Annotated in this window: 22 protein-coding genes; 11 read left to right on the forward strand and 11 right to left on the reverse strand. The window is 68.6% G+C overall.

What is annotated here, in order from left to right; genetic code table 11:
• Positions 1–4: 4 nt before the first annotated feature.
• Positions 5–1,759 carry a 2-oxoglutarate dehydrogenase, E2 component, dihydrolipoamide succinyltransferase gene (gene sucB / locus SLQ33_RS01380; RefSeq protein WP_319451985.1) on the reverse strand — a complete coding sequence of 585 codons (1,755 nt, stop codon included), beginning with the start codon at positions 1,757–1,759 and terminating at the stop codon, positions 5–7.
• A gap of 168 nt (positions 1,760–1,927) precedes the next feature.
• On the opposite strand from sucB, the gene SLQ33_RS01385 reads away from it, so the two are divergent.
• Together SLQ33_RS01385 and SLQ33_RS01390 are read left to right on the forward strand one after the other, a co-directional pair.
• The gene (locus SLQ33_RS01385; protein ID WP_319451986.1) at positions 1,928–2,278 is read left to right on the forward strand and encodes an oxidoreductase; all 351 of its coding nucleotides are present in this window, start codon (positions 1,928–1,930) and stop codon (positions 2,276–2,278) included.
• Positions 2,265–4,028 (forward strand): SDR family oxidoreductase, encoded by a 1,764-nt coding sequence (locus tag SLQ33_RS01390; RefSeq protein ID WP_319451987.1) that lies wholly within the window; start codon positions 2,265–2,267, stop codon positions 4,026–4,028. The genes SLQ33_RS01385 and SLQ33_RS01390 overlap by 14 nt, the downstream gene beginning before the upstream one ends.
• A 4-nt stretch (positions 4,029–4,032) precedes the next feature.
• On the opposite strand, the gene SLQ33_RS01395 is transcribed toward SLQ33_RS01390, so the two are convergent.
• Positions 4,033–5,544 carry a leucyl aminopeptidase gene (locus SLQ33_RS01395; protein WP_319451988.1) on the reverse strand — a complete coding sequence of 504 codons (1,512 nt, stop codon included), beginning with the start codon at positions 5,542–5,544 and terminating at the stop codon, positions 4,033–4,035.
• Between the two features lie 73 nt (positions 5,545–5,617).
• Between SLQ33_RS01395 and gcvT the strand changes: the two genes are divergently transcribed.
• Both gcvT and SLQ33_RS01405 read left to right on the forward strand, forming a co-directional pair.
• Complete coding sequence (gene gcvT / locus SLQ33_RS01400) at positions 5,618–6,715, forward strand: glycine cleavage system aminomethyltransferase GcvT (RefSeq protein WP_319451989.1); 1,098 nt, start codon at positions 5,618–5,620, stop codon at positions 6,713–6,715.
• A 22-nt stretch (positions 6,716–6,737) separates the two neighbouring features.
• Positions 6,738–7,844 carry a branched-chain amino acid aminotransferase gene (locus SLQ33_RS01405; RefSeq protein ID WP_319451990.1) on the forward strand — a complete coding sequence of 369 codons (1,107 nt, stop codon included), beginning with the start codon at positions 6,738–6,740 and terminating at the stop codon, positions 7,842–7,844.
• On the opposite strand, the gene SLQ33_RS01410 is transcribed toward SLQ33_RS01405, so the two are convergent.
• The 4 genes from SLQ33_RS01410 to SLQ33_RS01425 are packed head-to-tail and all read right to left on the reverse strand — an operon-like array spanning position 7,841 to position 10,845.
• Complete coding sequence (locus tag SLQ33_RS01410; protein WP_319451991.1) at positions 7,841–8,566, reverse strand: adenosylcobinamide-GDP ribazoletransferase; 726 nt, start codon at positions 8,564–8,566, stop codon at positions 7,841–7,843. The two genes, SLQ33_RS01405 and SLQ33_RS01410, sit on opposite strands and share 4 nt — an antisense overlap.
• Entirely contained in the window at positions 8,563–9,624 is a 1,062-nt protein-coding gene (gene cobT, locus SLQ33_RS01415; protein WP_319451992.1) for a nicotinate-nucleotide--dimethylbenzimidazole phosphoribosyltransferase, read from the reverse strand. The genes SLQ33_RS01410 and cobT overlap by 4 nt, the downstream gene beginning before the upstream one ends.
• On the reverse strand, positions 9,621–10,148 hold the full coding sequence (locus SLQ33_RS01420; RefSeq protein WP_319451993.1) for a bifunctional adenosylcobinamide kinase/adenosylcobinamide-phosphate guanylyltransferase: 528 nt from the start codon (positions 10,146–10,148) through the stop codon (positions 9,621–9,623). The genes cobT and SLQ33_RS01420 overlap by 4 nt, the downstream gene beginning before the upstream one ends.
• 13 nt (positions 10,149–10,161) lie before the next feature.
• Complete coding sequence (locus tag SLQ33_RS01425) at positions 10,162–10,845, reverse strand: DUF3043 domain-containing protein (protein WP_319451994.1); 684 nt, start codon at positions 10,843–10,845, stop codon at positions 10,162–10,164.
• A 70-nt stretch (positions 10,846–10,915) separates the two neighbouring features.
• On the opposite strand from SLQ33_RS01425, the gene SLQ33_RS01430 reads away from it, so the two are divergent.
• Both SLQ33_RS01430 and SLQ33_RS01435 read left to right on the forward strand, forming a co-directional pair.
• Positions 10,916–12,001: a glycerate kinase gene (locus SLQ33_RS01430; protein WP_319451995.1), complete on the forward strand. Its 1,086-nt coding sequence runs from the start codon at positions 10,916–10,918 to the stop codon at positions 11,999–12,001.
• A gap of 56 nt (positions 12,002–12,057) precedes the next feature.
• Positions 12,058–12,420 carry an iron-sulfur cluster assembly accessory protein gene (locus tag SLQ33_RS01435; RefSeq protein ID WP_319451996.1) on the forward strand — a complete coding sequence of 121 codons (363 nt, stop codon included), beginning with the start codon at positions 12,058–12,060 and terminating at the stop codon, positions 12,418–12,420.
• Between the two features lie 14 nt (positions 12,421–12,434).
• Here the strand turns inward: SLQ33_RS01435 and SLQ33_RS01440 are convergent, their stop codons facing one another.
• Positions 12,435–13,067, reverse strand: a complete 633-nt coding sequence (locus tag SLQ33_RS01440; RefSeq protein ID WP_319451997.1) for a hypothetical protein — start codon at positions 13,065–13,067, stop codon at positions 12,435–12,437.
• Positions 13,068–13,142: 75 nt separating this feature from the next.
• On the opposite strand from SLQ33_RS01440, the gene SLQ33_RS01445 reads away from it, so the two are divergent.
• The gene (locus SLQ33_RS01445; protein ID WP_319451998.1) at positions 13,143–14,117 is read left to right on the forward strand and encodes a carbohydrate kinase family protein; all 975 of its coding nucleotides are present in this window, start codon (positions 13,143–13,145) and stop codon (positions 14,115–14,117) included.
• On the opposite strand, the gene asnB is transcribed toward SLQ33_RS01445, so the two are convergent.
• Positions 14,114–16,045 carry an asparagine synthase (glutamine-hydrolyzing) gene (asnB, locus tag SLQ33_RS01450; RefSeq protein ID WP_319451999.1) on the reverse strand — a complete coding sequence of 644 codons (1,932 nt, stop codon included), beginning with the start codon at positions 16,043–16,045 and terminating at the stop codon, positions 14,114–14,116. The two genes, SLQ33_RS01445 and asnB, sit on opposite strands and share 4 nt — an antisense overlap.
• 127 nt (positions 16,046–16,172) lie before the next feature.
• On the opposite strand from asnB, the gene SLQ33_RS01455 reads away from it, so the two are divergent.
• The 4 genes from SLQ33_RS01455 to SLQ33_RS01470 all read left to right on the forward strand — a co-directional run bounded on the left by SLQ33_RS01455 (position 16,173) and on the right by SLQ33_RS01470 (position 19,256).
• The gene (locus tag SLQ33_RS01455) at positions 16,173–17,213 is read left to right on the forward strand and encodes a cytochrome c oxidase subunit II (protein WP_413467548.1); all 1,041 of its coding nucleotides are present in this window, start codon (positions 16,173–16,175) and stop codon (positions 17,211–17,213) included.
• An 8-nt stretch (positions 17,214–17,221) separates the two neighbouring features.
• Complete coding sequence (locus SLQ33_RS01460; protein WP_319452001.1) at positions 17,222–17,641, forward strand: cytochrome c oxidase subunit 4; 420 nt, start codon at positions 17,222–17,224, stop codon at positions 17,639–17,641.
• A gap of 170 nt (positions 17,642–17,811) precedes the next feature.
• Complete coding sequence (locus tag SLQ33_RS01465; protein ID WP_319452002.1) at positions 17,812–18,636, forward strand: MmpS family transport accessory protein; 825 nt, start codon at positions 17,812–17,814, stop codon at positions 18,634–18,636.
• Complete coding sequence (locus tag SLQ33_RS01470; protein WP_319452003.1) at positions 18,636–19,256, forward strand: DUF2561 family protein; 621 nt, start codon at positions 18,636–18,638, stop codon at positions 19,254–19,256. Before SLQ33_RS01465 ends, SLQ33_RS01470 begins: the two co-directional genes overlap by 1 nt.
• 80 nt (positions 19,257–19,336) lie before the next feature.
• On the opposite strand, the gene SLQ33_RS01475 is transcribed toward SLQ33_RS01470, so the two are convergent.
• Genes SLQ33_RS01475 through SLQ33_RS01485 form a run of 3 tightly spaced genes read right to left on the reverse strand, consistent with a single transcriptional unit; the run spans position 19,337 to position 22,985 of the window.
• The gene (locus tag SLQ33_RS01475; protein ID WP_319452004.1) at positions 19,337–21,019 is read right to left on the reverse strand and encodes a cytochrome bc complex cytochrome b subunit; all 1,683 of its coding nucleotides are present in this window, start codon (positions 21,017–21,019) and stop codon (positions 19,337–19,339) included.
• Positions 21,016–22,182, reverse strand: a complete 1,167-nt coding sequence (locus tag SLQ33_RS01480; protein WP_319452005.1) for a ubiquinol-cytochrome c reductase iron-sulfur subunit — start codon at positions 22,180–22,182, stop codon at positions 21,016–21,018. Before SLQ33_RS01480 ends, SLQ33_RS01475 begins: the two co-directional genes overlap by 4 nt.
• The gene (locus SLQ33_RS01485; protein WP_413467549.1) at positions 22,179–22,985 is read right to left on the reverse strand and encodes a c-type cytochrome; all 807 of its coding nucleotides are present in this window, start codon (positions 22,983–22,985) and stop codon (positions 22,179–22,181) included. The genes SLQ33_RS01480 and SLQ33_RS01485 overlap by 4 nt, the downstream gene beginning before the upstream one ends.
• Positions 22,986–23,019 lie beyond the last annotated feature (34 nt).

A 23,019-nucleotide genomic window follows, 5' to 3' on the forward strand; every position in this document is an offset into this window, starting at 1 on the left:
GGCTCTAGAGCCCCAGATCGGCCTCGAAGGCTCCCTCTTCGAGGCGCCGCTTGATGGTGGTGAGGAAACGGCCTGCGTCGGCTCCGTCGATCAACCGATGGTCGTACGTCAGCGGCAGGTAGCAGACCGAGCGGACGCCGATCGACTCGTTGCCGTTGTCGTCGACCACGACGCGGGGCCGCTTGACGATGGCGCCGGTGCCCAGCATCGCCGCCTGCGGCGGAACCAGGATCGGCGTGTCGAAGAGCGCGCCCTGGCTGCCGATGTTGGTGATGGTGAACGTGCCGCCGGAGAGCTCGTCGGGCTTGAGGTTGCCCGACCGCGCGCGGGCGGCGATGTCGGCGATCGCGCGGGCCAACCCGCCCAGCGACAGGTCACCCGCGTTGTGGACGACGGGGGACAGCAACCCCTGCTCGGTGTCGACTGCGAAGCCGAGGTGCTCGGCGTCGTAGTAGGTGATCTCCTTGGTGTCCTCGTTGTAGCTCGCGTTGACGTTCGGATGCGCCTTGAGCGCGTCGACCACCGCGACCGCGAAGAACGGCAGGTACGTCAGGTTGACGCCCTCGCGCTCGGCGAAGCTGGCCTTGGCCCGCGCGCGCAGGTTGACGATCTTGGTGAGGTCGACCTCGTGGGTCTGCGTCAATTGCGCTGTGGTCTGCAGGGATTCGCGCGTCTTCTTGGCCGTGAGCTGACGGATCCGGTTGGCCTTCTGCGTGGTTCCGCGCAGGTGCGCCAGCGCGGGGGCGGGCGCAGCAGCGGCCTTGGCCGCCGGGGCCGATGCTGGCGGCGCGGCGGGAGCCTTCTTGGCCTCCTCCTTCTCGCTGGCCGCGGCGAGCACGTCCTGCTTGCGGACCCGGCCGCCGATTCCGGTGCCCTTCACCGACGCCAGGTCCACGCCGTGCTCTCCTGCCAACTTGCGCACCAGCGGCGTTACGTAGGGGCTTGCACCATCGTCGGAGCCCGACGGTTCGGCCGACGCGGCGGGTTCCGGTGTGGGCTGCGGCTTGGGCTCTGGCTTCGGTTCCGGCTTGGGCTCGGGCGCCGCGGCCTTGGGCTCTGGCTTCGGTTCCGGCTTGGGCTCGGGCTTTGGCGTGGGCTCCGGTGCGGGTGCGGCCGCTGGGGTGGCCCCGGCCGCGCCGATCGTGCCTAGCTCACCGCCGACCGCGACGACGTCGTCCTCGCCGGCCGTGATCGACAGCAGCGTTCCCGCCACCGGCGAGGGGATCTCGGTGTCGACCTTGTCGGTGGAGACCTCGACCAGCGGTTCGTCGACCTCGACGCTGTCACCGACCTTCTTGAGCCACCGAGTCACCGTGCCCTCGGTAACCGACTCGCCGAGCTCGGGCATCTTCACCGACGTCGACTCGCCACCCGATGCGGCGGGTGCGGCCGGCTTCGCCGCGGGCTCGGGTTCCGGCTCGGGCTTCGCCTCCGCGACGGGTTCGGGCTCGGGTTCCGGTGTCGGCTCGGGCTCGGGTTCTGGCTCCTTGGCGGCGGGCGCCGCATCGCCTGCGCTCTCGCCCGCCTCGCCGATCAGACCGAGGTCGCCGCCGACCTCGACGGTGTCGTCCTCCTGGGCGATGATCTTGGTCAGCACACCCGCGACAGGCGACGGAATCTCGGTGTCGACCTTGTCGGTGGAGACTTCGAGCAGTGGCTCGTCGACCTCGACGGTGTCACCTTCTTGCTTCAGCCATCGCGTGACGGTCCCCTCGGTGACGCTCTCACCGAGTGCGGGCATCTGGACGGAGATGGCCATGTGTATTGACTCCCTCGAACGGTCGCTCGGCGCTGGTCGAAACTCGGAGTCCATCCTGTCATGTCCGCGAGCGTCGGTCGCCGCAGACCGGTGGACTATTCGCTCTGGCACTATCGAAAGTGAGGTTCCGGCGATAGCGGAAACGGCAGCGAAGGGAGTCCGGTCCAGGTGGGGCTGTTCGACAGGTTTCGCGGGCGCGGTTCGCGGCGCTCGTCAGGCGGCCGCGATACGGCTGCCGAGCTCGGCTACCTGCATCAGTGGGTCGCCGAACACGAAGGCGTCGAGGCCTACGTGGAACCGCAGACCACCGTCACCGAGGTCACCGTCGTCCTGGTGGCCGCCGACGGGGAATGGACCCGACGCCGGACAGGCGGCCATGCCGGGGCCCGGCGGCTGAGCGACCAACTTCACATCCCCGTCTACGACGTGCAGAAGGTGGGATACCCGCAGCGGATGCGTGACTACGACGCCCGGCGTCGCATCGAACGGGAACGGGAGCTTCGTCGTGAATTCGACTGAACGTTTCGTCGACAGCGCCGACGGCGAGCGCATCGCGGTCTATGAGCAAGGCAACCCGGACGGCCCCGTGCTGGTCCTGGTGCACGGTTGGCCCGACTCCCACGTGTTGTGGGACGGCATCGTCCCGCTGCTCGCCGAACGGTTCCGGATCATCCGGTACGACAACCGGGGCGTGGGCAAATCGTCAGTGCCGAAATCGGTTTCGTCCTTCACGATGGCGCGCTACGCCGACGACTTCGCTGCGGTGCTCGACGCCGTCGCGCCGGGTGAGAAGGTGCACGTGCTCGCGCACGACTGGGGCTCGGCGGGAATGTGGGAGTACCTGTCCCGTCCCGAGGCCGCCGAGCGGGTGGCGTCGTTCACCTCGTCGTCGGGACCCAGTGCCGACCACCTCAACCGCTACGTCATCGACGGGCTGGCCCGCCCGTACCGACCCGGCCGGTTCCTGCGGTCACTGGCCACGATGCTCCGGTTGAGTTACATGGGCATGTTCTCGATACCGGTCGTCGCGCCCTTGCTGGTGCGGACGTCGCTGAACGCCAGCATGAATCGGACGCTGCGAGTACGAGATGGCATACCCGCCAACCAGATTCACCACTCCAACACCTTCGTCGACGACGCCATCGCAAGCATGAAGGTCTATCCGGCCAACTTCTTCAAGAACAAGGTGAACGCGCGCACCGAGCACTACGTCGACGTGCCTGTGCAACTCATCGTCAACACAGAAGATCCGTTCGTGCGGCACCACGTCTACGACGACATCACCAAGTGGTGCTCGCGGCTGTGGCGGCGCGACGTCAAGGCCGGCCACTGGTCGGTGTTCTCGCACCCGCAGGTCATCGCACAGTCGGTCACCGAACTCGTCGACCACCTGGCGGGTGCGCCCGCCAGTCGGCAGCTGCTTCGCGCTCAGGTGGGGCGGCCGCGTGAACCCTTCGGCGACACCCTGGTCTCGGTCACCGGCGCGGGCAGCGGCATCGGCCGCGAAACCGCGCTGGCGTTCGCCCGCCAGGGCGCCGAGCTGGTGGTCAGCGACATCGACGAGGCCAGCGTCAAGGAGACCGCCGCGCAACTGACCGCCCGCGGCAGCGTCGCGCACGCCTACGTACTCGACGTCGCCGACGCCGACGCCGTCGAAGCGTTCGCCGAACAGGTCTGCGCCGCGCACGGGGTGCCCGACGTCGTGGTGAACAACGCCGGCATCGGACAGGCCGGCTCGTTCCTCGACACCCCGGCCGACCAGTGGGACCGCGTGCTCGACATCAACCTCGGTGGAGTGGTCAACGGCTGCCGGTCCTTCGCCAAGCGGCTCGTCGTGCGCGGCACCGGCGGGCACATCGTCAACGTCGCGTCGATGGCCGCGTACGCGCCGCTGCAGGCGATGAACGCCTACTGCACCAGCAAGGCCGCCGTCTACATGTTCTCCGACTGCCTGCGCGCCGAACTCGACGCCGCGGGCGTCGGGCTGACCACCATCTGCCCCGGCGTCATCAACACGAACATCGTCGCGACCACCAGGTGGGATCCGCCGCCGGGAAAGTCGGGTCAGGTGGCTGGGCGCCGCAAGCAGGTTGAGGCGGCGTTCGCCGCGCGCCGCTACGGGCCCGACAAGGTGGCCAAGGCGATCGTCTCGGCCGTCACGAAGAACAAGGCGGTCCGGCCCGTCGCTCCCGAGGCGTACCTGCTGTACGGGACGTCGCGGCTGGCGCCTCAGGTGATGCGCAGCGCCGCCCGCGGCAAGCTGATGTAGCCCGTCAGCCGTTTTCTGCGATGTCCTCGAGCACGGCGAACATGGTGCGCGTGGGCACGCCGGTGCCACCCTTGGGCGTGTAGCCCCACGGGCCGCCCGTGTTGTACGCCGGCGCCGCGATGTCGAGGTGCGCCCACTGCACGCCGTCGGCGACGAACTCGCGCAGGTACACGCCCGCGACCAACATGCCCGCGTAGCGCGAGCTGCTGACGTTGGCCAGGTCGGCGACCGTCGACTTCAGGTCGTCCTTGAGCTCGTCGGGAAGGGGCATCGGCCAAGCGTTCTCGCCGACCTCCTGCGACAGGGCCGCCACGCGGTCGCGGAAGTCGTCACTGCCCATCACGCCAGGGGTGCGGGCGCCCAGTGCGACGGTCTGCGCACCGGTCAGCGTCGACGTCTCGATCAGGTAGTCGGGCTCGTCCTCGCAGGCGCGGACGATGGCGTCGGCCAGGATCAGCCTGCCCTCGGCGTCGGTGTTGAGCACCTCGACGGTGATCCCGCCGTACTGCGTCAGCACGTCACCTGGCCGCTGCGCCGTGGACGACGGCATGTTCTCGGCCATCGGCACCGTCGCGATCACGTCGATGGGCAGCTGCTGCTTGGCCGCCAGCACCACCGTGGCGATCACTGCCGCCGCGCCGCCCATGTCCGACGTCATGTGGTGCATGTTGGCGGCCGGCTTGATCGAGATGCCGCCCGTGTCGAAGGTGATGCCCTTGCCGACGAGCGCCACCTTCTTGGCCTTCTTCTTCGTGCCGCCCCGGTGGATCAGCCGCACCAGCCGCGGGGGCCGTGCCGAGCCCTTGCCGACGCCGATCACGCCGCCGTAGCCCGCCTTGTCGAGCGCCTTGTCGTCGAGCACCTCGACCTCCAACCCGGCGGCCTCGCCCAAAGCCTTTGCCCGCTTAGCGAATTCAGCGGGGAACAGGTGGCTCGGTGGCGTGTTGACGAGGTCGCGGGCGGTGGCCACGGCGGCCGCGACGTCCGCGGCGCGAGCGGCTGCGGCCTTGGCACCCTTCGCGGTGGACAGCGCGATCACCTTCGCCAGCCCCGGCTCCTTTGGCGCCGTCTTGGCGCTGCGGAAGTCGGTGAACCGGTAGGCGCCGAGGATCAGGCCTTCGACCGCTGCCTCCACGTCGAGCTCGCTCAGCGTGGTGATTGCGGTCTCGGTGCCGTTCAGCGATCGAGCGGCCACTCCCGCGGCGCGCCTGATCACGTCGGCGGACCATGCGTCGCTGGGCTTGCCGAGGCCGATCGCCAGCACGCTGGCCACCGGCAGCGACGGCGCCACCACGCGGGTGACCTGCTCGGAGGTTCCCTTGGCGCCGAGCGCCTTCAGGGCGACCTCGATCTCGCCGACGGCCTCGGCGTCGAGGAAGGGGTTCGCGACGACCGCCGCCTGATCGTCGTCGCCGGTGACGACCGGCACGATCAGGACCGCCGAGCCGAGGCTCTTCTTTGGCAGAGTGGCCGACACGGTGACGGTGGGGGACTGGTAGCCAGGTGTGGTGCTCACGGGTGACAACCCTAGCTATATAGCTAGGGTGCCGTCGGGCAGGAGCGGAGCGACCCGGGATTAGGCTGCAGCCGTGACTGACGACCTGTTGCAAGGCCCACTGGCGGACCGACACCGCGAGCTCGGAGCGAGCTTCGCCGAATTCTCCGGCTGGTCGATGCCGGTGTCCTACGCGGGCACGGTCAGCGAGCACAACGCGACCCGCAACGCCGTCGGCCTCTTCGACGTCAGTCACCTCGGCAAGGCGCTGGTGCGCGGGCCCGGTGCGGCGGAGTACGTCAACTCCGCGCTGACCAACGACCTGCGTCGCATCGCGCCGGGTAAGGCGCAATACACGTTGTGCTGCAACGACTCCGGCGGTGTCATCGACGACTTGATCGCCTACTACGTATCCGACGACGAGATCTTCCTCGTGCCCAACGCCGCCAATACCCCGGCCGTGGTGGCCGCGCTAGTCGAGCGCGCGCCCGCGGGACTGACCATCACCGACGAACACCGCTCCTACGCCGTGCTCGCGGTGCAGGGGCCGAAGTCGGCCGACGTCGTGGGCGGTTTGGGCCTGCCGACGGATATGGACTACATGGGCTACGCCGACGCCGAGTACGGCGGCGTACCCGTTCGGGTCTGCCGCACCGGCTACACCGGCGAGCATGGCTACGAGCTGCTCCCGGCCTGGGATCGCGCCGACGTGGTGTTCGACGCGCTGGTCGAAGCCGTCGCCGCGGCCGGTGGCGAGCCCGCCGGGCTCGGCGCCCGCGACACGTTGCGCACCGAAATGGGCTACCCGCTGCACGGTCACGAACTGTCGCTCGACATCTCGCCGCTACAGGCCCGCTGCGGGTGGGCGATCGGGTGGAAGAAGGACGCGTTCTGGGGGCGCGACGCGCTGCTGGCCGAGAAGGCGGCCGGGCCGCGACGATTGCTGCGCGGGCTCAAGGCGGTCGGCCGCGGCGTGCTGCGCGCCGACATGACGGTGCTCTCCGGCGATACGCCCGTCGGGGTGACCACGTCGGGAACCTTCTCTCCGACACTGAAACTCGGCATCGCACTCGCGCTCATCGATGCGGACGCCGGGGTCACCGACGGACAATCGGTCGCGGTCGACGTGCGCGGCCGGGCCCTCGAGTGCGAGGTGGTCGCACCGCCGTTCGTGGAGCCGAAAACTCGCTAGTCGCGGGTTATACAATCGGCCTATGACCGATGGCCCCCTCGAGTTCACGCTTGCCCGCAACACGAACCCGGCAAGCGACGAGGTACGTGCCGGGATTCTGCGCGAGCCCGGGTTCGGGCGCTTCCACACCGACCACATGGTGTCGATCGACTACACCGAGGGCAAAGGTTGGCACGACGCCACGGTGCTCCCGTACGGCCCCATCACGCTCGACCCTTCCGCGATCGTGCTGCATTACGCGCAGGAGGTCTTCGAGGGGCTCAAGGCCTACCGCTGGGCCGACGGATCGATCGTGTCGTTCCGGCCCGACGCCAATGCGGCCCGGCTGCGTAGGTCGGCCCACCGGATTGCCATCCCCGAACTGCCCGACGAGGTGTTCATCGAATCGCTGCGGCAGCTGATCGCGGTCGACGGAGCCTGGGTGCCCGCCGCGGGCGGCGAGGAATCGCTCTACCTGCGGCCATTCATCTTCGCCACCGAACCGGGGCTCGGAGTGCGGCCCGCGACGCAGTACCGCTACATGGTCATCGGATCGCCCGCCGGCGCCTACTTCAAGGGCGGAATCAAGCCGGTGTCGGTGTGGCTGTCCACCGAGTACGTGCGGGCCAGCCCGGGCGGCACCGGCGCGGCCAAGTTCGGAGGCAACTACGCCGCGTCGCTGCTCGCGCAGGCCGAGGCCGCCGACAACGGCTGCGACCAGGTCGTCTGGCTCGACGCCATCGAACGCCGCTACGTCGAGGAGATGGGCGGCATGAACCTGTTCTTCGTCTTCGGCAGCGGCGGGACCGCGCGGCTGGTGACGCCGGAACTCAGCGGCTCACTTCTGCCGGGCATCACCCGAGACTCGTTGCTGCAGTTGGCTACCGACGCCGGGTTCTCGGTCGAGGAGCGCAAGATCGACGTCGACGAGTGGCAAAAGAAGGCCGCCGCGGGGGAGATCACCGAGGTGTTCGCCTGCGGCACCGCAGCCGTCATCACGCCGGTGTCGCACGTCAAGTCCGGCGACGGCGAGTTCACCATCGCCGACGGGACGCCCGGCGAGGTGACGATGGCGCTGCGTGACACGTTGACCGGCATTCAGCGGGGCACGTTCGCCGACACGCACGGCTGGATGACGCGGCTCGACTAACGCACGGCCAGTCCGAGCGCGGCCAGCGTCGTCGTCAACTCCAGCGCGGCGCCAAGCACGTCGCCGGTGACCCCGCCGAAGCGGCGCACGCAATGCCTCACCAGCACGGCCGCGACGGCGAACGCGACCAGCACGGCTACCGGACCCTGCCACGGTCGCGGCGTCGCGAACACCGCTGCCCCTGCGGCGACGGCGATCCACGCCAAGCCGACCCACCACGGCTGCGTACCCGCGACCCGTGCGGCCAACGTGCTTCCCGGCGCCGCGGGGACCGACCGCAGGCAGGCCAGCACGACCGCGACGCGGCCCGCGGCCACCGCGACGACGACTCCGACGAGGCCCGTCGTCGAGAACGAAAGCCCTTGAAGCACCAGGGCTAGCACCACCGCCGCGACGCCGAACGCGCCCGTCGACCCGTCGCGCATCACCGCCAACGCCCGTTCGGGCGGCCCGTAGCAGCCCAGCCCGTCAGCGGTGTCGGCCAAGCCGTCGACGTGCAGCCCACGGGTGAGCAGCACCAGCACCGCGACGGCGAGCAGTCCGGACAGTGGATTTCCCTCGCCGAACGCGCGCTCCGCCACCCACACGGTTCCCGCCGCCGCGGCGCCAAGCACCGCACCGACCACCGGCAGCGCGGTGAGCGCACCCCGCCCGAACGGCTGCTGCGTCGGTATCGGCAACACCGTCGCGAACGCGAAGGAGCCGGCCAACGACCGGATCACCCGGTGCCGTCGTTCACGGCCGCCTCACCGAACGTCGCCATGTCGGCAAGCGTGGCCACCGCGGCCCGCAGGATCGGAAGGGCGACGGCCGCGCCCGTGCCCTCGCCAAGGCGCATGCCGAGGTCGACGATCGGATCGAGCCCCAAGCGCTGCAGCGCCAACGAATGCGCGGGCTCGGTCGACCGGTGCCCGGCCTGCCACCATTGCTTGGCGCCAGGGGCCATCCGGTCGGCCACCAGTGCGGCCGACGTCACCACGACACCGTCGAGCAACACCGGCGTGCGTCGGACCGCGGCCTGGGCCAAGAAACCCGCCATCGCGGCGAGGTCCGCGCCACCGCAAACCCGAAGCAGATCAATGGGATCCGCGACGTGTGCGCGTCCGCGGTAGAGCGCATCCCGGATGGCTGCCGTCTTCCGCATCCAGCCTTCATCGTCGACTCCGGTACCGCGGCCGACGACGGCGACGGGCTCGGCATCGGTGAGCGCCGCGATCAACGTCGTTGCCGCAGTGGTGTTTCCGATGCCCATGTCGCCTGCGATCAAGAGATCGGCGCCCGCGTCGACCTCCTCGTCGGCGATGCGGCGACCGGCTTCCACCGCGGCGACGGCCTCGTCGGCAAGCAACGCGTCTTCGACGGCGATGTTCCCGCTGCCGCGACGTACCTTGTGCGCGGAGATGGCGGGAGTCAACGTCGCATCGGAGTCGACGGCGACGTCGACCACCCGCACGCCCGCTCCCGCGAGTTTGGCCAAGACGTTGATCGCCGCGCCGCCCGCCGCGAAGTTCGCGACCATCTGCGCCGTCACCTCGGCCGGAAACGCGGACACCCCCGCCGCGACGACGCCGTGATCGCCAGCGAAGACGACGATGCGCGGGCGCTCGAACTGCCGCGGCGGACAGGCGCCCTGACAGGCCGCGACCCACACCGACAGCGGTTCGAGGCGGCCCAGCGCTCCCGGGGGTTTGGTCAGCGTGTCCTGGCGAGCGAGCGCGGCGGCCCGCGCCTGCTCGTCGGGCGGCTCGACGGCGGCGAACGTTGGGGGAGCTCCGGTCACTGCGACTCCTTCACGATCAGCGCCTGACCGGCGATCACCACTACGACGCGGTCGCAGACCGCCGCCAGCCGCTGGTTGAGCTCGCCAAGCGCGTCGGCGAACAGCTGCCCCGACTCCGTCGCGGGCACCACCGACAGCCCAACCTCCGGGCTGACGACGACGAGCGGCGCACTGAATGCGCCCACCGCGTCGACCAATCGGTCGACGTCGTCGCGCACCGAGCCGCCGGTCCATGCGCCGCGTCGGTCCATCGCCGCCACCAGCCACCCGCCCATGTCGTCGACCAACGTGGCCGATCCAGCGGCGTTCAATTGGGTTGCGACGTCAGCACTTTCGACCGTCGTCCAATGCTGGGGCCTGCGCTCGCGGTGACCCGCCACCCGCGCCGCCCACTGCTCGTCGGTACTCGGCGCGCCCGTCGCCACGTAACGCACGGCGTCATCGGGGCCGGCCAGCGTGGCGATCGTCGCCTCCGCCCACGCCGACTTGCCCGACCGAATGCCACCGAGCGCGAGAACCCGCAACGCAGTCGGACGCCTAGTCAACCTTGTCGCCGCGCTTGACCTGCGGGCGCGGCGCCCGCATCCGGCGTATCTGAGACGCCCGGCTGGAGGCGTAGAGCCCCAGCTTCCAACCACTTTCGACGTTGTCGGGGAACTTCGCGTCGACGAGCTTGTTCACCCGCCTGCTCAGCCAGAGCGCGTCGCCGAGCATGATCACGATCAGTCCCAGCATCGCGAACGACAGCACGCCCTGCGCCGCCAGCGTCGGCGCCGACATCATGACGAAGACCATGCCGAGCGCGGCGGGCATGAACAGGCCGAGCATATTGCGCCGGGAGTCCACCACGTCGCGGACGAAGCGGCGCACGGGACCCTTGTCCCTTGGCAGCAGGTAGGCGTCGTCGCCCGACATCATGCGTTCGCGGCGATCCGCCATGTCGGCGCGGCGTTCCGCCTTCTCGGCCTTGCGCTCGGCGCCCGTCAGCTTGGGGCGGCCGAGCTCCTTGCGGCGCTTGCGCGCCTCGGACGCGGTCAGCGGCGCGGGGGGAAGCGGGCCGCGCTTGCGGGTGGCCTCGCTGCGCTTGGGGGTCGGCCTGCCCTTCGGTGCAGTGCTCGCGTCCTTGGCGGCCTGCTGGGCGAGGTCTTCCTCGGTGAGCGCAGTGGACGTCGCGTCCTCGGCGGCTTGCGCGTTGCCCTTCTTACGGCCCAGCAGATTCACCCCACCAGGTTACGTCCGCAGCCGCGGCGCCCGGCATGCACCTCCGGTTGCGCCGACATACTCTGCTGGGATGACGGGCCAGGCGCTGCGCGTGCTGATCGCCCCCGACTGTTACGGCGACAGCCTCACCGCGGTGCAGGCCGCCCAGGCGATCGCGGACGGCTGGCGGAGCGGGCGCGCTGACGACGTCCTGACCCTCGCGCCGCAATCCGACGGGGGCCCCGGATTCGTCGACGTGCTGGCGAGTCGGCTGGGGGAGCGTAGGTCGGCGCGCGTGTCGGGTCCGCTGTCCTCCGACGTCACCGCCGAGTGGGTGTTCGACCCGGCGTCGCGCACCGCGTACGTCGAGTGCGCACAGGCGTGCGGCCTGGCGCTGTTGCCCGAGGGCCCCACGGTCGAGACCGCGCTGGATGCGCACAGCGGCGGTGTCGGTCAACTGCTCGACGAGGCGTTGCAGGCCGGCGCGCGGACCATCGTCGTCGGGCTGGGCGGCAGCGCGTGCACCGACGGCGGCCGCGGCCTCGTCGATGCGCTCGGCGGGTTGTCGCAGGCGCTGACCCGGCTGGACGGGGTCGACCTCATCGCCGCCACCGACGTCGAACACCCGCTGTTGGGCGTCATGGGCGCCGCGCACGTCTTCGGCCCGCAGAAGGGGGCCGATCCTGACACCGTCGCCGTGCTCGAACAGCGCCTTGCGGACTGGGCCTCGGAACTGGCTGCGACGACGGGCCGCGACGTGCGCGCCGAACCCGGCGCCGGCGCCGCGGGGGGCCTCGGCGCTGCGCTGCTGGCACTCGGTGGCCGCCGCGAGTCCGGCGCCGCCGTCATCGCCGAGCACACCGGCCTCGCGGGCGACGTCGCCGCGGCGCAGCTGATCATCACCGGTGAGGGCAGGTTCGACGACCAGTCCCTGCACGGGAAGGTGGTGAGCGCGCTGGCCGCGGGCGCCGGGGACGCCCCGGTGGTCGTGCTGGCCGGACAGGTCACCTTGGACGAGCCGACGCTGCGTGGTGCGGGTATCGCTGAAGCGCACTCGATCGCCGACTACGCCGGATCGATCCAACTCGCGATGGACGACGCCGCCAACCAGCTGACGGGTGTGGCGCGGCGCACCGCGGCCGATTGGGCATACCCGCGGCTCGAGAGTCGGGAATAGCGGCCGGACAAGGTACCGTTGAGCTAGTTCGAGCCTATTTATCTCAGGAGAAATTGATGACTGTTCAGGACGAGACGGCGACCAGCACCGCTGCCCACGGCGCGGTCCTGACGGACGCTGCCGCGGCCAAGGCCAAGACGCTGATGGAGCAGGAGGGGCGCGACGACGTGTTCCTGCGCATCACCGTCGAGCCGGGCGGCTGCGCGGGCCTGCGCTACAAGCTTGAGTTCGACGACCGCAACCAGGACGGCGATCTGGACGTGGACTTCAACGGAGTCGTCCTCACGGTCGACCGGATGAGCGCGCCCTACCTACAGGACGCCCAGATCGACTTCGTCGACGCGCTGACCGGCGGCGGCTTCACGATCAACAACCCCAACGCCACCGGATCCTGCGCCTGCGGCGACTCGTTCAACTGATCCCGAGGGACCTTTTAGAACGGTCCCGCATTGCGCGGCAGGTACGAGCACACCAGGATCTCCTTGTCCTGGATGAGCAACTGAGCTACCCCTTGCCGTTGCTGCTCGGTATTTGCGCCGCGGCCCGCGGGCTTCGCCTTCATGGTGAACAACACCTGCGCCTGGTTCGGCGACCACGTCACGATCTTGTCGATCGACGACACTTGAGCACTGCTGAATTGTCTGCGGAACGCGTCGCTGGCGAGGTTGGCCAGTGCCATGTCGGCCTGGCGGTCCTCGATGGCGTCGAATAACCCGCAAGAGGCGTGTTCGGCGATCCGCTCGTCCTTGCCCTGTGAGAGTGCGTCCAGGTAGTCCTGGATGGCCGCCTTCGCCGAGTCGTCGGTGAGCGTCGCGGCCGAGGCCTCCTCGGTGCGTCCTCCGACGAGGAGCAGCGTCCCGACCACGGCCGCCACGACCAACGCCACCAGCAGTCCGAGAGCGATCGCCAGGAAGCGCCGACGCCGCGGGGTCCCGGGGTAGTCAACCGGTGGCGGAAGGGTGCCCGGGTACGGCGAAGGAACCTGTGGCGCGCCGGGTGGCGGAAAGGGCTGCTGGGGTGGTGAATTGGAATACGGGGATTCGGGGTACGGAAAAGGGCCGGCCATGACGTTGTTAGGCTAGCGCACCGACCTGCGGTTTATTTCGGCTAATCATGCGACTCGAATGAAGGGTGACGCTGCGTGACCATTGCGGTGACGGGATCCATTGCGACCGACCATCTGATGCAGTTCCCTGGCAAATTCTCCGAACAGCTGCTGGCGGATCATCTGCAGAAGGTGTCGTTGAGCTTCCTCGTCGACGATCTGGTCATCCACCGCGGAGGTGTCGCGGGCAACATGGCGTTTGCGATCGGCGTGCTCGGCGGCGACGCCACGCTCGTCGGGGCGGCAGGCAAGGACTTCGCGGACTACGGGCAGTGGCTCGGCGCGCACGGCGTCGACTGCGAGAGCGTGCTGATCTCCGAATCGGCCTACACCGCACGGTTCGTCTGCACCACCGACGAAGACATGGCTCAGATCGCGTCGTTCTATCCAGGCGCGATGTCCGAGGCCCGCAACATCAAGCTCGCCGACGTCGTATCACGAACGGGTACACCGGAACTCGTCATCATCGGCGCCAACGACCCGGAAGCGATGTTCCTTCATACCGAAGAGTGCCGTGCGCTCGGGCTTGCGTTCGCCGCCGACCCGAGCCAACAGCTGGCGCGGTTGTCGGGGGAGGAGATCCGCAGGCTCATCGGCGGGGCGGCCTACCTGTTCACCAACGACTACGAGTGGGACCTGCTGCTGCAGAAGTCCGAGCTGAGCGAGGCCGAGGTGATGAACCAGATCGGGCTGCGCATCACGACGCTGGGGCCCAAGGGCGTCGACCTGGTGTCCTCGGACGGAACCTTCGTCCACGTCGGCGTCGTCCCCGAGAAGCACCAGGCCGACCCGACCGGCATCGGCGACGCGTTCCGCGCGGGGTTCCTGACGGGCCGCAGCGCCGGACTGAGCCTCGAGCGGGCTGCGCAGCTGGCGTCGATGGTGGCCGTGCTGGTGTTCGAGGCGCCAGGGCCGCAGGAGTGGACCTGGGACGCGACCACCGCGATCACCCGCATCTCGGACGCCTACGGTGCGGATGCCGGCGCCGAGATCGCCGCCGCGCTCGCCTAGAGCTGCACGGGGTACTGCGGCTCGCTGATCTTCGGTGTGACGCTCCCCTCGACGAAGATCGCATGCCACAGCATGAAGATCAACACCGTCCACAGTCGGCGGCTGTGATCGCTTGCGCCGCTGCGGTGTTCGTCGAGCATTCGGCGCACCGCCGCGAGGTCGATCAGCTCACCAGCCGCCGACGCCGCGACCGTCGCGTGCGCCCAGTCGAGTAGCTCGCCAGCACGCAGCCAATGGCGAATCGGCACCGGAAAGCCCAACTTCGGCCGGTTGAGCACGTGGGCGGGCACGATCGGCTCCAGCGCGCGGCGCAACGCGTACTTCGTCGTGGCGCGGGTGATCTTCTGATCGAACGGCAGGCGTGAGGCCACCGCGAAGACCTCGGAGTCGAGGAACGGCACCCGCAGCTCGAGCGAGTTGGCCATCGTCATCTTGTCTGCCTTCACCAGGATGTCGCCGCGCAGCCAGGTGAACAGGTCGATGTGCTGCATGCGGGCCACCGGATCCCAGCCGGCCGACTCGGCGTACCAGGGCGCGGTGACGTCGGTGTGCGTCCACTCCTGACGGAAGCCGGGCAGCGTCGCGCGCAGCTGGTCGTCGGAGAAACTGCGGGCATTGCCGTAGTAGCGCTCTTCCAGCGTCAGCGAGCCGCGATGCAGCAGGCTCTTGCCCCGCATCCCCTCGGGCAGCGGCCGCGACGCCTTGCCCAAGGTCCGGCGCACGTGTCGAGGAAGGTAGTCGAAGGCCTTCAGCGACAACGGCTCTCGATAGATCGTGTAGCCGCCGAACAGTTCGTCGGCCCCTTCGCCGGACAGCACGACCTTCACGTGCTTGCGGGCCTCGCGCGCGATGAAGAACAGCGGGACGAGCGCCGGGTCGGCGACGGGTTCGTCGAGGTACCAGACGATCTCGGGCAGTGCGGAGACGAATTCGGCCGGGCTCACCACCTTGGTGACATGGCGAGCGCCGATGGCCTCGGCCGACGCAACGGCCACGTCGACCTCCGAGAAGCCCTCCCGCTCGAACCCGGTGGTGAACGTGATGAGCCGTGGGTTGTGCCGCATCGCCAGCGCCGCGATCGCCGTCGAGTCGATGCCGCCGGACAGGAAGGCACCGACGGTGACGTCGGCGCGCATGTGCTTGGCGACCGAGTCCTCGAGCACGGCGGTGAGCTCGTCGTAGCGGCTCTGCTCGCGTCCGGCGACGAACGGGACGGCCGTGAACTTGGGCACGAAGTAGCGGGTGACCTCGGGCGTAGCACCGGGGCGCACCCGTGCGTAGCTGCCGGACTCCAGTCGCCGAACCCCGCGGTGCAGCGTCTCGGGCTCCGGCACGTACTGCAACACCGTGTAGTGCTGTACGGCCCGCACGTCGATCGCGAGGTCGATGCCCGCCTGTTCGGCCAGGTCGAGCAGGCACTTCTTCTCGCTGCCGACGATGGTTCCACCGGGACCCGAGGCCATGAACAGCGGCTTGATGCCGAACGGGTCCCGCGCGCAGAACAACTCCTGCAGCTTCGTATCCCACAGCGCGAACGCGAACATGCCGCGCAGCCGGTTCAGCGCCGCGGTGCCCCAGTGGTGGTAGGCGGCGATGATCGCCTCGCCGTCGCCCTCGGTGGCGAACTGGACGCCGTGATCGGCGGCGAGCTCGTCGCGCAGCTCGAGGTAGTTGTAGATCTCACCGTTGAAGACCAGCACGTAGCGGCCGGGCGCTTCCGGTGGACCCCAGCGCAGTGGCTGATGGCTGTGCGCGATGTCGATGATCGACAACCGGTTGAAACCCAGCACCACGTCGGCGTCCGACCACGTCCCCGGCTCGTCGGGACCCCTGTGGCGCATGAGGTGGGCGGTGCCCGACACCGCGTCGACGAGCTCGGACGTTGCCTCCGTGGACGGGTCGGTCAGGTAGGCAAGGAGTCCGCACACCGCGCCAGTATGCCGGTTCGGCGAGGTGTGTCGAGACTGGCATCCACGCGTGGTCTACGCTGCGTAGTATTCGCCTGAATTCACCCGACCGCGCTGCGGTCCATTGATAAACGCAGGAGGCGCCAACGTGACCGCTCGCGGGTTCAAGTTGGTGGCGTTGTCCGTCCTCCTTGGCGGTACTGCGCTGCTGCTCAGCGGGTGTAGCTGGTCGGAGGCGCTCGGCCTCGGCTGGCCCAACGGAATCACCCCGGAAGGCAAGCTCAACCGCGAGTTGTGGATCGGTTCGGTGATCGCCTCGTTCGTCGTCGGCATCATCGTGTGGGGGCTGATCTTCTGGTCAAGCGCGTTCCACCGCAAGAAGAAGACCGACACCGAGTTGCCGCGCCAGTTCGGCTACAACATGCCACTGGAACTGGTGCTGACGGTGGTCCCGTTCCTCATCATCTCCGTGCTCTTCTACTTCACCGTCGTGGTGCAGGAGAAGATGCTGCACAAGGACCCCAATCCCGAGGTCGTCGTCGACGTCACGGCGTTCCAGTGGAACTGGAAGTTCGGCTACCAGAAGGTCGACTTCAAGGACGGCACGCTCAGCTACGACGGCGCCGACCCCGCCCGCAAGGCGTCCATGGAGTCCAAGCCGGAGGGCACGGACGAGCACGGCGAGGAGATCGTCGGCGCGATCAAGGGGCTCAACCCCGAGGACCGCACGTACCTGAACTTCGACAAGATCGAGACCGTCGGCACCAGCACCGAGATCCCGATCCTGGTGTTGCCGAAGGGTAAGCGGATCGAGTTCCAGATCGCGTCGGCCGACGTGATCCACGGGTTCTGGGTGCCGGAGTTCCTGTTCAAGCGCGACGTCATGCCGGACCCCAAGGCGAACAACTCGGACAACGTCTTCCAGATCAGCGAGATCCAGGAGATCGGCGCGTTCGTCGGTCGCTGCACTGAGATGTGCGGGACGTATCACTCGATGATGAACTTCGAGGTCCGCGTCGTGGAGCCCAACGACTTCAAGGCCTACCTGACGTACCGGAGCGACCATCCGAACGGCACCAACGCCGATGCCCTGCGGGCCATCGGGCTGCCGCCCGAAGCACAGACGACGCATCCGTTCGACACCCGACGTGGTGAGCAGGCCGGATCGCCCACTCAGGCGAGCAAGTAGGGACACCCATGCACATCGAAGCGAGGCTGTTCGAGTTCCTGACCGCGTTCTTCGCGCTGTCGGCCGTCGTGTACGGCGTCCTTACGGCGCTGTACGCATACGGCGGCATCGAGTGGGCAGGCGTCACGGCGCTGGTGCTCACCACGGGCCTGACGTTGATCACTGGCACGTTCTTCCGGTTCGTCGCACGCCGTCTCGACACTCGGCCCGAGGACTACGAGGACGCCGAGATCGCCGACGGGGCAGGGGAGCTGGGGTTCTTCAGCCCGCACAGCTGGTGGCCACTGCTCATCGCACTGTCGGCGTCGGTCACCGCCGTCGCGGTCGCGTTGTGGTTGCCATGGTTGCTCGCCGCGGGCGCCGTCCTGGTGATCGCCTCCGCCGCCGGCTTGGTCTTCGAGTACTACACCGGGCCCGAGAAGCACTGACACGCAGCGCCCAAGATCACAAAACGGGCGTCAGTTTGGCCGACGAGTCGCGCTGCGAGGGCTGCTCGCCCGTCGCGTTCGGTAGGGTTGCCGAGGCACAGCCAGTCACGACATCCCTGTTGACGGCGCGCCGAATGATTGGTCGAAGGATAGGCTGAAAAGGACAGGCGATGAGCGGGCCGAATCCCCCAGGGCCGGATTCTCCGACACCGGACGAACCGACCCCTGAGGCACCTCCTCCCACCGGCGAGACGGAGATCTATTCGCGGGCGTACTCCGCGCCCGAGTCCGAGCACTTCACCAGCGGCCCGTACGTGCCCCCCGACGGAGGGCTGTACGAATACGACGACTATGACGGCCCGGCAAGCGGCGCCGAACCGGAGCCGCCGCGCTGGCCGTGGGTGGTCGGGGTGGTCGCGATCGTCGCGGCGGTCGCGCTCGTCGCATCCGTCGCGGTGCTCGTCACGCGCACCGAGAACACCAACGTGGCCACGCCGTCGACCAGCACCACCACCCCCGGGCCTCCTGTCCAGGACGAAATCACGACCACCACGCCGCCCCCTCCGCCACCCCCACCGCCTACCTCGGAGGAGCCGCCGCCCCCGCCTCCGGAGACGGTGACGGTGACCCCGGAGCCACCCCCACCGCCCGCTGGCCCATCTGAGGCCCCGCCGCCACCGGAAGCGACGTCGGCGCCGCCGCCCGCCAGCACCGCCCCGGCCGGGCCCCGGTTCATCACGTACACCGTCACCGGAACGAAGGCGCCGCTCGACCGGATCTCGGTCACCTACACCGACGCATCCGGCAGGCAGCGCACGCAGCAGAACGTGTACATCCCGTGGTCGCTGACGGTCACCCCGATTTCAATGTCGGAGTACGGTTCGGTCCAGGCGTCGAGCCTCTTGCGGCTGAGCAGGTTGAACTGCTCCATCACCACGAGCGACGGTCAGACGATCGCCTCTCAACAGAACAACGATTGGCAGACCAGCTGTTGATGACAGCCCCTGAAACACAGGACCAGACCGACCGCATCCTGCTCGCCGTGTGTGCCGCACTCTGGCTGGCGGCCCTCGGCGCGACGGTGGCCGCCATCGTGGCGCTCGTCGACCTCGCGAGCCCGAATTCGGCCGGCTCGGACGACTCCGAAACCCCCTGGTTGCTCTACACCGTGATCGCCGTTTCGGCACTCGTGATAGCCGGCGCGATCCCACTGCTCATCCGGGCCAGGCGCACGGCGCTCGACGGCGGGCCGCAACCCGCCGCCGCTGGACGGTCCGGGTCCGCGCAGAACGTATTCGGCCCGCCGCTCGGCACGGAGGGCAGGCAGCGCGCCTTCGACAACCCCGCGATCCGCAGGCATCCGACGCCACCGGCGACCAGCCGCGTCGGCTTCCCGACCGCCGCAGTGGAACAGGTGTGGCTGCGCTGCTCGGTCGTACTCGTGGCGGCGATCGGCGCGGCGACGGCGGCCGTCGGCGTCGCCACATACCTGATGGCCTCCGAAGAGGACGGCTTCGCATGGGCCGCTTACGGTGTGGCTGCACTCGTCACGCTTGCGATGCCCGTCGTCCCGTGGCTCGCGCTACGGCAGTTGCACCAGCTGCTCGCCAGTTAGCGTCGAGTCCTACGCCGCGAGACTCCAAACACGAAGCGGGGCACCCGTTTCCGGGTACCCCGCTTCGTTAGTGCGTGCGATCAGTGCTGGCCGTTGGACGAGCCGTTGCCGTCCGAGGAGCCGTGCCCGTCGGACGAGCCGTTCTGCACGCCGTGCTCGTCGTCCTGGTATTCCTTCAGCGCGGTCAGGGCGCGATGCTCGGAGGCGTGCGCCGCCTCGGCGAGCGCCTCGCTCTCCGACACCGGGTCGGCCCTCAGGAAGCTGCCGGTGCCCGTGGCGCCGCCGGAACCAAGCTTGTTCATCCGCTTGGGCAGCGCCGCGCCCTGGTACTCCAACGGAATCGGATGGCCGTGGTCGTCGACGGGGCCGAGCGGCTGGTGCAGCTCGATGTAGGCGCCGTGCGGCAGGCGCTTGAGGATGCCCGTCTCGATGCCGTGCTCCAGCACCGCGCGGTCTGCGCGCTGTAGTCCGACACACCACCGGTAGGTGACGTAGTAGACGATCGCGGGTAGCACCACCATGCCGATGCGGCCGATCCAGGTGGTCGCGTTCAACGAGATGTGGAACTTCAGCGCGATGATGTCGTTCATGCAGGCGAACGTCAGCACGATGTAGAACGCGATCGCCATGGCGCCGATCGACGTGCGCACCGGAACGTCACGCGGTCGCTGCAGCAGATTGTGATGGGCGTTGTCCTTGGAGAACTTCTTCTCCAAGAACGGGTAGATGATCAGCAGTACGAAGACCGCGCCCATGATCAGCGCGACCCACACCGACTGGCCGATGGTGTGGCCGAACGGATAGAACTCCCACGCCGGCCAGAGTCGGGCGACACCGTCGGTCCACATCATGTAGAAGTCGGGCTGGCTGCCTGCCGAGATCTGCGACGGCTTGTAGGGACCCAACTGCCAAATTGGGTTGATCTGCAGCAGTCCGCCCATGAGACCGAGCACGCCGACCGTCATCGCGAAAAACGCGCCGGACTTGACGGCGAAGACCGGCATGACGCGCACGCCGACGACGTTCTTCTCGGTGCGGCCAGGGCCGGGGAACTGGGTGTGCTTCTGGAACCACACCAGCGCCAGGTGAGCGCCGATGAGCCCCAACATGATTGCGGGGATCAGCAGGATGTGTAGGGCGTACAGCCGCGGAATGATGATCTCGCCGGGGAAGTCGCCGCCGAACAACGCCCAGTGCAACCAGGTGCCAATCACGGGCATGCCCAGCGTGATCGAGGAGAACGCCGCCCGCAGGCCGGTGCCGGACAGCAGGTCGTCGGGCAGCGAGTACCCGAAGTAGCCCTCGAACATCGCCAGGATCAACAGCAGGGAGCCGATCACCCAGTTGGCCTCGCGCGGCCTGCGGAACGCGCCCGTGAAGAAGATGCGGGCCATGTGGACCATGATCGACGCGGCGAAGAGCAGCGCGGCCCAGTGGTGGATCTGGCGGACGAACAATCCACCGCGCACCTCGAAGCTGATGTCGAGCGTCGTCTCGTAGGCCCTCGACATCTGCACGCCGTTGAGCGGCTGGTACACCCCGTGATAGGTGACCTCGGCCATCGACGGGTCGAAGAACAGGGTGAGGTACGTGCCGGTGAGCAGCAGCACGATGAAGCTGTACAGCGCGATCTCACCGAGCAGGAACGACCAGTGGGTGGGGAACACCTTGTTCAGTTGGCGGCGCACTGCCGCCGATGGGTGGTAACGCGAATCGATTGCGTCGCCCTGTGCGGCTGCGATATCAGCGAGTTTTGGACTCATGATTTCCGCTCCCAGAATGCCGGACCCACGGGCTCGATGAAGTTGCCGTTGGCGACTAGATACCCGTCTTTATCGATTGTGACCGGAAGTTGCGCCAGGGCGCGCGCAGCCGGGCCGAAGATCGGCCGGGCGAAGTGCAGCGCGTCGAACTGCGACTGGTGGCACGGGCAGAGAATGCGATAGGTCTGCTGCTCGTAGAGCGACGAGGGGCAACCCAGGTGCGAGCACACCTTGGTGAACGCGAACAGTTCACCGAAGTTGAAGCTCTCCTGGCCTTGCCGCTTGACCACCTTGGACATGTCGCCCGGCCTGATGCGGATGAGCATCACCGGGTTGCGCACGCCCATCGCGATCTCGGTGAGCTTGTGGGACGACTCGACGGTGGTGCCGTCGCCGTCGGACTCGCGCCACGGGAATACCGTCTCCATGCCACCCGCGTCGAGGTCCTCGGGCCGCATCTTGACGAAGGGCGATTCGCCCGGCAGCCCAGTGGCGCGGGCCATGTAGATGGTCTCGCCGTGGAAGCGCGGGGTCCACCCCGACGTGAACAGCACCGCGTCCTTGCCGTTCGCCGTCGGGACGACCTTGGCCCACGGGTTCTTGATGAGTCCGCCGACGAAGGCGACGGCCGTGCCGAGTCCGAAGGCGCCGAGGCCGACGCCGAGCGAAAGCCCGATCAGCTTGCGGCGCTTGATGGTCGAAGCCTCGAGGGTGTCTGTCAGGTTGGCCGCGATGGTCTTGCGGTGAATCTCCGCCGACGCGCCGTCGTGGCGGTCCTGGATGGAGATCTCCTCGGGGATGAACTTCTTCTGGTAGAGCACCGCGCCGATTCCGATGGCCAGAATCGACAGTCCGAACGTGACCCCGTACAGGGGCGTCGCCAGCACGTACAGCCACTCGCCCTCGGAGCCGAACGGCTTGTACTCCCACGGCCAGAACAGGAAGACCACCAGGAGCGCCAGGCCCGAAACACCGCCGAACAGAAGCCAATACGCCACCGAACGCTCGGCGCGCTTCTCGGCCTTGGTGCCCTCGACGGGCCAGCGCGGCTCCTTGAAGACGGTTTCGACACCGTCGATCCGGCCGCCGAGTTCGACCAGTTCGTCGCGGGACATCTCCGCCAATTCGGCGTCGGTTGGAGTGTCCTTCAGTCCGTCGCTCATGCGCGTGATCCGATCCACATCGAAATGCCGATCACCGCGACCATCCCGATGATCCACGCGGCCATGCCCTCCGGGGCCGGGCCGAAGCCGCCGAGGCCGTAGCCGCCGGGGTCGGGGGTCGCGGTGGCCTCGCGGACGTAGGCGACGATGTCGCGCTTCTGTTCCGGGCTCAGCTGCCGGTCGGAGAACTTCGGCATGTTCTGCGGTCCGGTCAGCATCGCGGTGAAGATCTGCGCGGGCTCGGCGTCCGAGAGGTCGGGTGCGTACTTACCCGACGACAGCGCGCCGCCCTTGCCGGTGAAGTTGTGGCACGACGCGCAGTTGAGCCGGAACAGGTCGCCGCCGCGGGCGACGTCGCTGCCCAGCAGCGAGTCCTGAGCCACTTCGCCGTTGTCGTCGCGGGGGACCATCGGTCCGCCGCCGTTGGCCTGGATGTAGGCGCCGAGCGCGTCGATCTGGTGTGGGTCGAAGATGGGGTCCTTCGTCGGTGCCTGGGCCTCGCCGCGCATCGCGGGCATGCGGCCCGTGGAGACCTGGAAGTACACCGCCGCCTCGCCGGTGCCGATGAGGCTCGGCCCACGGTCGGGCACGCCTTGGAGGTTCGCGCCGTGGCACGTCACGCACGAGGTCTCGAACAGCTGCTTGCCGGTGCGCAGCAGCGCGAGCGACTCCTCGTCGGCCTGCGCGACCTGTGGCTTCGGCGTCAGCGTGGCCGCAAGGCCACCCGCGACGAGAAGTCCGATCAGCAGCAGCATCGCTGCCGACAGGCGTCGGCGCAGCCGACGGCGGGACTTGCTGGTCATCGAACCCCTTCTCATCGACTGCTTCTCGGTAGAG

Origin of the sequence: Mycobacterium sp. RTGN6, from assembly GCF_033804605.1 — a bacterium.
Taxonomy (GTDB): Bacteria; Actinomycetota; Actinomycetes; order Mycobacteriales; family Mycobacteriaceae; genus Mycobacterium.

Coding starts and splice junctions, on each gene's coding strand:
- SLQ33_RS01430 (WP_319451995.1), top strand. CDS start 10,916: ATGACGGGCCAGGCGCTGCGCGTGCTGATCGCCCCCGACTGTTACGGC.
- sucB (WP_319451985.1), bottom strand. CDS start 1,759: ATGGCCATCTCCGTCCAGATGCCCGCACTCGGTGAGAGCGTCACCGAG.
- SLQ33_RS01470 (WP_319452003.1), top strand. CDS start 18,636: ATGACAGCCCCTGAAACACAGGACCAGACCGACCGCATCCTGCTCGCC.
- SLQ33_RS01480 (WP_319452005.1), bottom strand. CDS start 22,182: ATGAGCGACGGACTGAAGGACACTCCAACCGACGCCGAATTGGCGGAG.
- SLQ33_RS01475 (WP_319452004.1), bottom strand. CDS start 21,019: ATGAGTCCAAAACTCGCTGATATCGCAGCCGCACAGGGCGACGCAATC.
- SLQ33_RS01435 (WP_319451996.1), top strand. CDS start 12,058: ATGACTGTTCAGGACGAGACGGCGACCAGCACCGCTGCCCACGGCGCG.
- SLQ33_RS01460 (WP_319452001.1), top strand. CDS start 17,222: ATGCACATCGAAGCGAGGCTGTTCGAGTTCCTGACCGCGTTCTTCGCG.
- SLQ33_RS01485 (WP_413467549.1), bottom strand. CDS start 22,985: ATGACCAGCAAGTCCCGCCGTCGGCTGCGCCGACGCCTGTCGGCAGCG.
- SLQ33_RS01440 (WP_319451997.1), bottom strand. CDS start 13,067: ATGGCCGGCCCTTTTCCGTACCCCGAATCCCCGTATTCCAATTCACCA.
- SLQ33_RS01405 (WP_319451990.1), top strand. CDS start 6,738: ATGACCGATGGCCCCCTCGAGTTCACGCTTGCCCGCAACACGAACCCG.
- SLQ33_RS01465 (WP_319452002.1), top strand. CDS start 17,812: ATGAGCGGGCCGAATCCCCCAGGGCCGGATTCTCCGACACCGGACGAA.